This is a genomic window from Acinetobacter genomosp. 15BJ, from assembly GCF_000400715.1.
GTDB lineage: Bacteria > Pseudomonadota > Gammaproteobacteria > Pseudomonadales > Moraxellaceae > Acinetobacter.
On the sequence record NZ_KE007345.1, the window covers coordinates 454,168 to 467,412 of the forward strand.

Sequence of the window (13,245 nt, forward strand, 5' to 3'; positions counted from 1 at the left end):
TTAAATTAATCCTTAAGTCCAAAACTTTCAAAATCTGCTTTTAAATCTGTATCATCAATATGTTCATCACTATCGTGCTCATGGTTATGATCATCATCGCCACCGCAACAAGCCTCATCTGAACCATGACCTTGCCCTTCCGTGATCACTTCTTCAACCAGTTGTAGCTTATCTGAACTGTCATCATTCTTACCGAGTAAAAGAATTTCAACGCTATCTGGGTTATCACTAAAGATCCGCCCCGTCCTTGCGAACTGATCAAGAAAACCGATGTATTCTGTTTTCTTAGCGTGATTAATAACTTTATATTTAAATCCATCTTTCAATAAATCCGCATTAATCAACTCGCTAAAATCAAATCGGCGGCTAAAGATTCCACTTTCTGGCATTTTAGGCAGTTCAGCATTTACGGTTGCCCCACTCACAAACAAATGTTGACCAGCCTTACTCTCAAACTTACCACCTGTGGTTGAAAACACCCCGTTGGCATTGATCTTCAACTGAGAACCACCCGCTGTAAGTACAATCTCTTTAGGACTGGTGATTTCAATCTTATCTTCAGTAGAAATCAGTTTAACCACCTTCTTGGCAATTGCTTCAATCGCATCGTCCTGCGCCTGCAACTCCAATTTCCCTTTTGCTGCGTACGCCCTAAAGCCCTTTTGTGCAGCAAACAAACTGATTTTGTCCTGTGCATGACCAATAATATTCTTCTGTGCACTCAAGTTAATTGAACCGCTGGCACTCTCGGCAATATCCTGAGAAGCCTGCAAAATAATATTTTCAGGCGTGGTTAACGCAATCCCATTCGGTGATGCCAACAACATCAAGGCCTGTCTGAAAATCTTGCCTTTCTCTTGTTGCTTGGTATCGGAACTACTTTCCAAACCTTGGGTATAACCTTCCATAAAGCCCTGTAAGGAGCTCAATGCTTTGGACGGGGTGATGTCTAACTTGCTGCCTTTACTAAAGGTGCCACAGGTACTCATCAGCTCAAAATCTTTAATATCGACATTGGCCAAAACCTTTCCGACTTCTTTAATACTCTCAAACGGGTTTTGCTGAATCCGATCTTTAATACTGGCAAGCTTGCCTTTGACAATATCAGCACCATGCTCTTCTACGTTTTCAATGAACTCTTTCAGATTTTCAACCGCATCTTTGGCATCACTAAAGAATGCATTAAATTCTTCTACCGCGCCTTTGGCATTGCCGCCGAGCGCACCAATATCCTCAATAAAACCACCACAATCCTTTAAAGCATGAATCGGATCATTACTCATCCCTTCTTTAAATAGATTTAAGGTGCTACCTAATGCTTGTCCCGTGGTTTTAAGTTCCAATGACTGAATAAACTTCGGTAAACGGTTAATCACATTCAGCGCATCGGTCTGTTGCTTTGCAGCCACTTCACTGAGCATTTTCATACTGTCATAACCCTGTGACAGCAAAGATTGTGCTTGAGCGGCTTCCAGATGATCAGCAATGGCCTGTTCTTGGGCATAGGTACTAATCAGCATGCCTTTACCCGCCCGTACAGCACCCCAAGCATCGGTTCTGAGCTCGAAGCCCTCACCACGGCCGTTGCTGCTTTCCTGCACTTTAGGGTGACTTAAATTACCTAAATTCAACTGTGTTGCCGCATGGCTACTTTGTAACTGGGTACTGATTTGCCCTGTCGTATCATCAAAGCGTAACTGGTTAAAACCACTCCCATTCACTTCCTGACTGCAGATACCACTGAGTTTTTTAGTGTCGGGAAGCTGCCCTTTGACATCAAATTTGGTTGGAGAACGCTGTGCTTCATGGATTCGCCCTGTCACAAAAGGACGGTCGATATTGCCATCAAAGAAGTCGATGACCACCACCTCACCGATACGCGGCAAGAAGCGTGCTCCATAGCCTTCCCCCGCCCAAGGCGTAAGGACATCCACCCATGCGGAGTCGGTGTCATTGTCATTGCTGCCCGCACCGCCATCATGTCCATGATCATCACTACGAGTAAACAGAAAGCGTACTTTAATCCGCCCCCACTCATCCACATAAATGGTTTCCCCTTCTGGCCCGACCACTTTGGCGCGTTGCGGATAAGCAATCGGACGATGCAACTCTGGATCATATTCAGGGGTGATTTTGATCTGACGGCGAATCAAGGTCAGTTCATTGCCTTGACGCTCGATGTCGTCATAGCCTCGTTGATCCCAGCGGCTTTGGCTGAGCAGTTGACTGACTTGTTGCTGTAAATCTTTCGGTAAATTATTTTGATTATAGAAATTCTTGGCAATAATCAGGAACTCTTGATCGGCCCCTTCATGCTGATCAATTTCAGGATGTTCCCTGAGATTAAACCAATAACCAACTTGGCTATCGCGCACGGTACTATAAGCCTTAAAGTATTTGGCTTGACTGGCGTACATGTCATTGAATTGCTGATTCAGTTTTTCCAACTGACTGCCACCGGAGGCAGTAGCTTGGTCTTCACCCTTTAAGTCCTGCATCCAAGCTGGACTGATATGCCATGCCTGCTCAAGGCTTAAACTGGCAGAATCAAAACTTTCCGAATGGTTATGGCTGGTGACCACTGAGCCTGCACCTTCTTCTTGTGCCAAGGCATCGGGCTGCCAACGTTGCAGATGCACCGCAGTCGGCTGCAAGCTACGCACGGCCACAAAACTGGTCATGCTGTCTTGGAATTCAGTGGCACTGCTGCGGTGATAACGAATACTCCGTCGAGCCAAAGCTTGATATTGACTATTATCATCAATCAATCTTAACTTCTGTGCTTTAACAGGGGTACTTGAATGCGCTACAAAAAGCTCAGCTTCATCAATCAGCCAGTTTATGCCTTCACTGCGCCATAGGCGTGTGAGAAAAGAATAGTCGGATTCATTATGGCCCATTACAAATGGGCGTATATCATAATTCTGGCTTAAGCCACTCAGATCCAAACTCAAACTTGCCGCAAATAGTGGACTTCTTTGCTGCCATTCCTTGAATAAAACTTCGGTGATTTCCACAATGCTTTTATTCATAAAAACACGGCTATTACGGCGCTTATGCCATAAATGGGTCGCATCGTTTACAGTCAGCTTATACAGCGTTAATGCGCCATCGCTTTGTCCATAACTGGCCTCAGTTACAATCCCTGTGGTGCGAAACAGTTGCCCTGAATCGGTGACCTGATCAACTGCAACCTGAGTCCCAATAAATTGTTTGAGCGGAATCTGGGCATTGGTCGAAAGACAAATCAGCTCGGCTTCCAAACCCACATTGAGTTGATGCTGGCCTTGTATGCGTTGTAAAAAAACTTGATTATTCAGTAGATTATTAGAAAATTGTACGTGAATGGCACGTTTCTGTGCATTTAGCCCTATTTTTTCTAATACATTAAATATATTAAAAAGCATTTTTTATAATCAGATCGTACGGGAATCGGCTGAACTTTACAAAAAACAGACCTATCTGTCCATAAAAAAAGCCTTTAAGCAACAAAATGGCACAACTTGATTAGTTATTGAGAAAATAAAACCCGAAACATGCATTCATATTTCGGGTTTTTAAAAGGATTTAGAATAACGGTTCGCTTATTTTTGTGTAACGCTATAGTTTCTAAATAATTGCCATAAGCAGATCAATAAAATCAAACTAAAATAAACCAGAGACCAAACGGGTAGCGATTGACCGAGGAAAGTCCAATCTATCGCGGCGCATTCACCTGAACCCGAAAGCACTTCTTGTAGTACAGTTTTCATTGGCAAGGCATCAACTAGATAGTTTAAGCCAGGCCCACAACTTGGAACCTGATCAGGTGGTAAACTTTGCAACCAAACATGACGTGCCGCAACACCAACTGACCAACCAATCGATAAAGTGGCCAAGAAGGCATAAAAACGTTTAAATCCGCTCGAAACTGGATTATGGATAAATGCGACAAGCGCAATTAAACCCATTCCAATTAAGCCAAGGCGTTGAAAAATACAGAGTGGACAAGGATCCAAACCTTGCACATGTTCTAAATACAACGCAAATGAGATACCAATAATGCTGGTCAGTACCAGTACTGCACTGACTAAGCGGTAATTCCATCGCATGGGAAGTCCTCTAAAATTTTAACGGTATTGTGCAAGATATTGTTCAAAACTCATGTCGTTATCTTGTTCAAGTTGCGCCTGTTTTTGCAACGAAGTTTGCGCCAATTGTTCAAAATATTGTTTGCGTTCTTCACTGAGTGGATGCTGGTCATAATGATCGACATGTTGCTGCGCCATGACACTCCCAAAATTCCATGTGCCCCCATGTTGCAAGGTATCTGCAATCACATGAGCCGAAGGGGTATTTTCGACATGGTCTAGGCGTTGTTGCATCACTTGAATGGCATCTTGATATAGCTGGGTGCCATCCATTTGGTCTAGGATCTTGGCACAAGCTTGAATTGCATTTAAATGAGTTTGTGCCCAGTCTTTTAAAGCAATCGACTGGTTTCCCTCTTCGATCTTGGCATCTGCCGCACGACCACGATTGACTACTTCCGTTTGGTTACGATCAATCTGTTCTTGTTCTTCAGCAAATAAATCTGGACTGTCTTTGAGTAAGCAGTACAAGGCTAAACTTTCAAGAAAGCCTGCCGAGATTTCATCAATGCCAATGGCACTATACGGATTCACATCCACTGCACGTAATTCGACGTAGCCGACGCCACGATTTTTTAAGGCTTGTGAAGGTGTTTCACCCGCTTGTGGCACCTGTTTAGGACGCACCAGACTGTAGTATTCATTTTCTATCTGTAGCACATGATCATTGATCTGAATCGGCTCGCCCTGTTCATCATTTAAACCGAGCTGAGTAAATTCTGGATATGGGGTGTGCACGGCTTTTTGTAAGCCATCTAAATAATCATGCAGATCGTTATAATGAATCCCAAGTTCTTTTTGTGCTGAGTTTTGATAGCCCAAACGTCCCATCCGCAATGCAGTCGCTTCAGGCAAATAGAGCGTGCCTTTGACTAAAGGCTGTAAGTGATGTTGACGACCTGTCAGGAAGCAACGACACACCGATGGACTTGCACCCAGCATATACATCACCAAAGGAATCAGGCGAATAAAATTGCGGATCAAACCAAAATAACGATGGCTACGATAATCTTGCAGGCTGAGCTGTTTTAATTGTGGGTTGCTCTCATGCTGCTGCAAAACTGCAAATAGTTGTTCTGGAAAGGACAAATTATAATGAACGCCTGAAATGGTTTGCATACGGCGCCCGTAACGCACGCCTAAACCACGTCGGTATAAGGTTTTAAAGCGGCCAATATTGGAACTGCCATATTGTGCCAGTTTAATATTTTCTTCGTTATCATCCAGCATACATGGCATCGACAAAGGCCAGAGTTTCTCACCCTCTTCTAACTGTTGATGTACGATGCTATGGATATCACTCAACTCATTTAAAGCGGCAGCAATGGTCGTTTGTGGCGTCGTGATAAACTCCATCAATGCTTCTGAATAATCAGTGGTGATATGCGGATGTGTGAGTGCCGAACCTAAAGCGATTGGGTGATTTTGTTGTGATAAAAATCCATTGCTTTGCATGCGTAGGCTTTCACGCTCAATCCCACGTAACATCCCCTTTAATAGCGAGGCATCTACCCAAGTTGGTATCACAGAGGAAGTAAGGCTGGGTTGATTCATATTCTATGCTCGCTTATTCAAGATCAGCCGACTACATGCATGGTAGCGACGTCGTCGATTCTACAGACATGATGTGCATGCCAATCCCTTCGACTCAGCCAATTATAACGACAATTACAATCTAGTCATCTGATTTAGTTTGGCAATTTTTATCACAATCTTGTTACATAAGACACGCAAAAATTGTGATTTTATTGAAAAATAAATCTTCCAATGGATACTCGCCCATGCAAGCGCAAGACATTCTTAATTTTTGGTTTGACCCTGAGCATCGTTCACTTTGGTTTGCCAAAAGTGATGATTTTGATGCAAAAATTCGTGCGTCCTTTGCAGAGATTCATCAGCAAGCTGCTCAGGCGGAGCTGTGGTCATGGCGCCAAACGCCTGAAGGGCGTTTGGCTGAAATTATTGTCCTCGATCAGTTCTCACGAAATTTATATCGAGATCAGGCACAGGCCTTTGCCTACGACAGCTTGGCTTTAACACTTTCACAAGAAGCGATTAGTTTGCAGTTGGATGCACAACTCAGTCCTGAGCAACGTTCCTTTCTTTATATGCCGTTTATGCATAGTGAATCCAAACTCATACATGAGTTTGCCCTAAAATTATTTCAACGTTTAGGCAATGAAATCAATTTAAACTTTGAGAAAAAGCATAAAGTGATCATTGATCGTTTTGGTCGTTATCCACATCGCAATGCAATTTTAGGTCGTCACTCAAGCGCTGAAGAACTGGAATTTTTAACTCAACCCAATAGTAGTTTTTAAGTCGATCTCCCTCGACACTGTACACAGGAATGGCATATGAAAACTTTATTAATATGCACCCCGCTCCTTGTCGCACTGACATTTGCAGGATGTGCAACGGTTCCCTCCAAACCCAGAACCTTTGACCAACTCGGACAATTCACCGCTTATCCGTTAAATAACAAAACTTACCGCGTTGGTTTCCAGACGGATAATAATTTGAGTTATGGTACGGCTGAGGAAATCACCCTACTTAAGGCAGCGCAAACCACGGTCAAAAATGGGTTCCGCTATTTTAGCGTAGTGGACGATCCAAGCAATGCCCGTCATAAAGCACCTCGTCAGGCGGTAATTTATCCGACACCATCGTATTATCCTTATGGTTATTATCGTCGTCATCCAGCCTTTTGGCCGGATCCATTCTACGATACCCCACAAGTGGTCAATATTGATCCGATTCAAGTGTCGTATACTATTGAGTGCTTTAAGACACAGCAGCAATCACCAGATGCCTTTGATGCACAACTGATTTTGCAATCCTTAGGGCCTAAATATGGCTTGAGTCCAACAGGAGACGTGTTGCAGCCACCTGCACCACCTCAAAACAAGAAATGAAATTAAAAGGATGACTCAATGAGTTCAGTCGAAGAAATCCACGTCCCAAGCTTACAACGAAGTAAATACTTCGCCACCATGGCACTGATTATTGCAGTGGTGTCATGGGTCGCTTTAATGGTCGCGGCACATTTCCTGCCTGAATATAAATGGCTCATCCATATTTTCATGCTCGGTGCAGAAGCAGGCGTGGTTGGTGGCTTAGCCGATTGGTATGCAGTCACCGTCTTATTCCGCAACCCTTTCGGCAGAATGCCGCTGCCCAAACTGTTGCGTGATCATACCGAAATTATTCCGCGCAATAAGGCCCGTATTGCCGAGTCAATGGGTCGCTTCGTACAGGAAAATTTCCTCTCCCCACAGATCGTAGAACGTAGTCTACAAAATGCCGATATCAGTTTGGCGGTAGGTCAGTGGTTGGCTAATCCTAAGAACAATCAGCATGTGGTGCAGATGATCCAACACACTGTGCCGAGAATTTTTGAATTTGTCAGCCAAGATCAAATTGCACATTTTGTGCAAAATAACAGTGTGCAATGGGTCAGAAGTACCAAGGTCAATAAATTGGCCAGTGAAATGCTGCGTGCCGTACTGGAAAATGATTTCCATCAAGACGTATTACAACGTGGACTGGATCTGGCACATGAATGGATGGTGTCTCACCCTGAAGAAGCACGTGATTTATCACGTAAATTATTCCAAGAATTAGGTGTTTGGAAACTGGCTAAAGGTGCTAGCTGGATCGGTATTGATGTACAACAACGTACTATTGACTCCTTGATCGAAAAAGTTGAATCGATGCTGGCCAATCCTGACCATCCTTGGCGTCAAGATATTGAAGCCACCACGCATAACTTGATGCTGGAACTGGCAGAACCCGATAGTGAAGCCAGCCAACGTTTAAATCGTGGTAAAGATGCGCTGCTTGATAGTCCACAGGTATTGAACTTTATCAGTGGCGCTGTGGCAATATTATGTGATGCGATTAAAACTGATTTAATGCAGGAAGATTCAGGCATTGCCACCAATTTACAAGCTGCGATTCAACAGCTCGGCGAAAGCCTGATTCAGAATGAAAAAGTGCGTCAGGTACTGAATGAAAAAATGGTCGGCTTAGCCATTAATTTCAGTGAACAGTATAGCGACAAGATCATTCGTTATATCAGTGAACGCATCCATGAGTGGGATTCACGTGAAATGATTGCCAAAATCGAAAGTGAAGTTGGCGGTGATTTGCATATGATCCGCGTCAATGGTGTCATTGTCGGCGCGTTTATTGGTTTAGCACTGGGTGTGATTCGTGCCATTGTGGAAAATGTTTTGTAAATAAATCAAATTCTAAAATCCTTTAGCTAAATTTAAATTGAGGTCAGCTATCGTGGCGGCGGCATGGATGCCGCCCGTAGTGCTGCGGCCTCAAGGATGGGCCGTCAGTACTACAAAGGATTTTTGTTACTTTTCATCCTTGAAAAGTAAAACATGCCTATGCAAATTACATATAATTTCTCACAGCATACGAGGCTGTGCAGAGTCATCGTAAAAAAGAAATTAGATATTAAAAAGGACATCCGATGTTGCAACTTCAGTCAAAACTCCCAAGCCAAGGCGTCACCATTTTTAGTGTCATGACTGAACTCGCACACCGCCTGAATGCCTTGAACTTATCCCAAGGCTTCCCCGATTTCCCTGCGCCACCAGCATTGCTCGAAGCACTGAGCCAAGCGACACTTTCAGGCTATAACCAATATCCATCTGGCGATGGTGTACTGACCTTAAGACAACAACTGGCTACGCAATTCTTGACGCGCGATCAACTGCAACTTGATCCAGTCACTGAAATCACCATCACCCCTGGTGCAACCATTGCGATTTTCTGTGCTATTCAAGCCTGTATCCATGCAGGTGATGAAGTAATTATTTTCGATCCAAGCTATGACAGCTATGCCCCTGCGGTTCAGTTGGCAGGTGGAACATCCGTACATATCCATTTAGATGCCCCTAGCTTTCAGGTGAATTGGCAAAAGGTCAAAGACAGTATCAATGCCAACACCCGCATGATCATTGTCAACACACCACATAATCCAACAGGGGCAATCTGGTCAGAACAGGATTGGCGACAGTTAATTGAGCTGATTCAAGATAAAAATATCGTGGTGTTATCCGATGAAGTCTATGAACATCTAATTTTTGATGGGCAAAAGCACCATAGCGCACTGCAATTCCCCGAATTGCGTGAACGTAGTTTTGTGATTGGTTCTTTCGGTAAAACCTATCATGTCACTGGTTGGAAAACGGGCTATTGTGTCGCCTCACCGCAACTCATGCGCCTGTTCCGCCAGATTTATCAATTTGCCAATTTCTGTGGCACCACCCCGTGCCAGATTGCACTGGCCAACTATATGCAACAACACCCTGAGCATATTCAAGAATTGCCTAGCTTTTATCAGGCAAAACGTGACTTGTTCAATGCTCAAATTCAAAATTCACGTTTTGACTTCATCCCATCTCAAGGCACCTATTTCCAAAATCTGGATTACAGTGCTATTCGTCCTGATCTTAATGATATCGAGATGTGCCAATTCCTTGCGGAGCAACATAAAATTGTGGCAATTCCAATTTCGGTGTTCTATCGACAAGCACCAGAATCACTACGCTTGATTCGCTTCTGCTTCGCCAAAACTGATCAAACACTACAACGCGCAGGTGAAATCCTCGTACAATGTTGATCAACAAAAATAAACTGAACCCTCATCTTCAACACAACTGAGAATGTTATGTTGACAAAAATACAATCGTTTCAGGATGAAGCTTGAAGGAAATTGAATGACACCACGCCAACCTCTGGTGATGCAACCAAACCTCTGGAAAACCTTTTTTGTGTTTCTGGTGCCGCTGATCGCCACCAATATTTTACAAAACCTGTCGGGAACGATTAATACCATCTTCGTCGGACAAATGATGGGTGTGAATGCAATTGCTGCTGTATCGGTATTCTTTCCCATCCTGTTCTTTTTATTGGCCTTTGTGATCGGTATTTCCGCAGGCTCCACGGTGCTGATTGGGCAGGCATGGGGTGCACAAAATCTGGAAAAAGTCCGTTCTGTGATTGGCTCCACCGTGTTTATGACCTTGATCGGCGGCAGCATTATTGCGGTCTTGGGACTAATCTTCGCCAAACATATTCTGGAGTTACTGGGCACCGATCCCAAAGTGATGCACCTATCCTTGCCTTATGTGCAATGGATGTTGGTGGGCAGCCCCTTACTGTTCGTCTATATTATCTATACCTCGATCTTGCGGGGTGTCGGTGATAGTGTGACGCCACTAATTGCACTAAGCCTCACCAGCTTGATTGGTTTAGGCGTGACGCCCGTTTTACTGAAAGGTTATTTTGGTTTTCCAGCTTTAGGTATTGTTGCCCCTGCGATTGCAACCATTATCGGTTATGCCGCGGTGCTGATTTTCTTAGCAATTTATCTAAACTATAAAAATCATCCACTGAAAATTGATAGTCTATTGCTGCAACATATTCGTCATGATGCTGAGCTGAGTAAATTAATTTTAAAACTCGGTATTCCAACAGGGATTCAAATGGTCACCACCTCCTTAGCTGGTCTGGTGATTATTGGCTTGATTAACCATTATGGTGCACATGCCACCGCTGCCTACGGCGCAGTCAATCAGGTACTGAACTACATTCAATTTCCAGCCTTGTCGATTTCGATTGCCGCTTCGATTTTTGCTGCACAGGCGATTGGCGCAGGTAAACCTGATTTATTGGCCAAAGTCACCCGTACCGCTTTGGGCATGAATTTCTTATTTACCGGTAGTTTGATTGCTCTGGCTTATTTGTTCTCAAAATATCTAATGGCGCTGTTTATTACCGATCACAGTGTAATTGAGCTGGGTCAACAACTGTTATTTATTGTACTGTGGTCGATTCTATTCTTTGGCGCCAGTGCCATTTTTGCATCGATTATGCGTGCCAGTGGTGCAGTCAATATCCCGATGCTCATCAATATTTTCACAATTGTTCTGATCGAAGTGCCGTGTGCGTATTGGTTTAGTTCATTGTGGGGCTTAACAGGAATCTGGATTGCCTATGCGCTGTCCTTTGTTTGTCTATGTCTGTTCCAAGCCTTTTATTATCAATTCTTTTGGAAGAAGACCAAAATTAAGGTGCTGATCTAAAACCACCTTCTGACGGATAAAAAAAAGCCATTCACAGAGAATGGCTTTTTTTTAATGATGACAACTTACATCATCTTGGTTGCAAGCGCTGCAATACGTTGATAACCCGTTGGGAATAAGCGTTGGAACGAATCCACAATACGCGCATCGGTCCCAATCAATAAACGGCGTTTATCTTTCAATACCGCATTTAAAATTTGACGTGCAGCTTCTTCTGGTGGGGTGCGTAGGAACTTATCAAACTGCTTGATTGATTTGTTCGGGTCCATGCCCAAGCTCTTCAAGCTGTCATTCATTTTCGCTGCTTTGGCGATATTGGTACGAATCCCACCCGGATGTACGCAGAGTGAGCTGACACCACCCTTCTCAATGTCCAATTCCTGACGTAGTGATTCAGTAAAACCACGTACCGCAAATTTAGTTGCGTTATACGCTGATTGTGTTGGTTGCGAGGTTAAACCAAAAATACTAGAGATGTTGATGATATGACCATCTTTGGTTTGTTTGATGAATGGCAGGAATTCTTTAGTGCCATAGACCACACCCCAGAAATTAATCCCAACGATCCATTCTAAATCTTCATAGCTTGCGCCTTCTACTGTCGAGCCAAGTGCTACGCCTGCGTTATTGAAGATCAAATTGACTGAGCCATGATCCTGTACAGTCTCTTGCGCCCACTGTTTTACCGCATCACGGTTTGAAACATCAAGTACTTTGGTGGTCACTGTTACAGGGTATTGCTTCACTAATTCAACAGTTTGCGTCAGACCTTTTTCATTGATATCACTCAATGACAAATGACAGCCTTGTTTCGCCAATAAAACTGCCAATTGTTGTCCAATCCCAGAACCTGCACCGGTGATCGCTGCGACTTTATTTTTAAAATTTTTCATTGCCTATCCTTTGTACTGCGAATGATACGCACATATTCGCTCAGACCATGTGCTGTTTAACCTGTAACCAATATAATTTTGACAATACGTGTTGTCAATATAGTACACTATAGCTTTAAGACAAATGGCAATAACCAACATCCTACATGTCATAATAGGCCTATTTACATTTCATGACTGATGATGTTTAAAAGAGACAAAGCATATTTTCAAAATTTGGTTATGCTAGTCAGCACAACATGGTTGAAATGCACATATTAGACACACGATTTAAAGACTTTTTAGGGAACGGTTTTCTCAATGGCAACTCAAGATCAAACGACAAGCAAGAAAAAAAATACAGAAGCGAAAGAACGACAATTTAAAGGTCTTTCTTTAACCGAGCGCAAAGAAGCACGCCGTGAAAAATTGATTGAAGCAGGTATTGCAACCTACGGCACACAAGGCTTTTTCTCGGTCACCGTCAAAGATGTCTGTAATGAAGCCAAGCTGACTGAACGCTATTTTTATGAATCTTTTAAGAAAAGCGAAGAGCTGTTTCAAACCGTATTCTTAAAAATGATTGAGAAAATGCAAACCTGTTTAACCCAAGCCGTTTTAATGGCTGCGCCTGAACCCAAGAATATGGTGACCGCAGGTCTGTCGGCTTTATTGGGTGCGATTAAAGATGATCCACGTATGGCACGGATTATTTATATTGATGCGATGCTGGTGCAAGATCTGCATAACCAAGCCACCATTCAAGAGACTTTGACCCAGTTCGATCGTATTATTCAAGGCTTTGTGATGATCACCATGCCGAATGCACCACAAAGTGCTGAAGAAGTCTCGCTGATGGCAACTGGCTTAAATGGTTATGTCACGCATATTATTATTCGTTGGGTCTCGGAAGGCTTCAAACAGCCTCTAGAAGATGTTTTGTCAGCCTGTTGTGCTGTCTTTTTGTCTTTTATCGAAACAACCTCGCAAAAAAATTAAAATCGTTTTACAGTTTTATGACAAACAAAGCTGTTAAACTACACTTCAGTTAAGCAAATGAATTTATTTGCTTTATTGCTAAGCAGATTGTCATCAATCCGTCACCATGCTGCCCTACAATTGTCACAATTTATTGCT

General features: G+C 43.2%; 10 protein-coding genes. 6 read left to right on the forward strand and 4 right to left on the reverse strand.

Annotated features, from left to right (window positions below; genetic code table 11):
• Positions 1-5 precede the first annotated feature (5 nt).
• The 3 genes from F896_RS17130 to gshA form a co-directional block, all read right to left on the reverse strand.
• On the reverse strand, positions 6-3,407 hold the full coding sequence (locus F896_RS17130; RefSeq protein ID WP_016162456.1) for a type VI secretion system Vgr family protein: 3,402 nt from the start codon (positions 3,405-3,407) through the stop codon (positions 6-8).
• A 177-nt stretch (positions 3,408-3,584) separates the two neighbouring features.
• Positions 3,585-4,091, reverse strand: a complete 507-nt coding sequence (locus F896_RS17125) for a disulfide bond formation protein B (RefSeq protein ID WP_016162457.1) — start codon at positions 4,089-4,091, stop codon at positions 3,585-3,587.
• 18 nt (positions 4,092-4,109) lie between these two features.
• Entirely contained in the window at positions 4,110-5,684 is a 1,575-nt protein-coding gene (gene gshA / locus F896_RS17120; protein WP_016162458.1) for a glutamate--cysteine ligase, read from the reverse strand.
• 227 nt (positions 5,685-5,911) lie between these two features.
• Between gshA and F896_RS17115 the strand changes: the two genes are divergently transcribed.
• The 5 genes from F896_RS17115 (at position 5,912) to F896_RS17095 (ending at position 11,236) form a co-directional block, all read left to right on the forward strand.
• Entirely contained in the window at positions 5,912-6,451 is a 540-nt protein-coding gene (locus F896_RS17115) for a DUF924 family protein (RefSeq protein WP_016162459.1), read from the forward strand.
• A gap of 36 nt (positions 6,452-6,487) precedes the next feature.
• Complete coding sequence (locus tag F896_RS17110) at positions 6,488-7,045, forward strand: CC0125/CC1285 family lipoprotein (protein ID WP_016162460.1); 558 nt, start codon at positions 6,488-6,490, stop codon at positions 7,043-7,045.
• Between the two features lie 18 nt (positions 7,046-7,063).
• Entirely contained in the window at positions 7,064-8,371 is a 1,308-nt protein-coding gene (locus tag F896_RS17105; protein WP_016162461.1) for a DUF445 domain-containing protein, read from the forward strand.
• A gap of 245 nt (positions 8,372-8,616) precedes the next feature.
• Positions 8,617-9,771: a pyridoxal phosphate-dependent aminotransferase gene (locus F896_RS17100; protein ID WP_016162462.1), complete on the forward strand. Its 1,155-nt coding sequence runs from the start codon at positions 8,617-8,619 to the stop codon at positions 9,769-9,771.
• A 97-nt stretch (positions 9,772-9,868) separates the two neighbouring features.
• Complete coding sequence (locus tag F896_RS17095; protein WP_016162463.1) at positions 9,869-11,236, forward strand: MATE family efflux transporter; 1,368 nt, start codon at positions 9,869-9,871, stop codon at positions 11,234-11,236.
• Positions 11,237-11,301: 65 nt separating this feature from the next.
• Here F896_RS17095 and F896_RS17090 read toward each other — a convergent pair whose 3' ends face one another.
• Complete coding sequence (locus F896_RS17090) at positions 11,302-12,129, reverse strand: SDR family NAD(P)-dependent oxidoreductase (RefSeq protein ID WP_004657060.1); 828 nt, start codon at positions 12,127-12,129, stop codon at positions 11,302-11,304.
• Positions 12,130-12,429: 300 nt separating this feature from the next.
• Between F896_RS17090 and F896_RS17085 the strand changes: the two genes are divergently transcribed.
• Positions 12,430-13,107: a TetR/AcrR family transcriptional regulator gene (locus F896_RS17085; RefSeq protein WP_016162464.1), complete on the forward strand. Its 678-nt coding sequence runs from the start codon at positions 12,430-12,432 to the stop codon at positions 13,105-13,107.
• Positions 13,108-13,245: the final 138 nt, after the last annotated feature.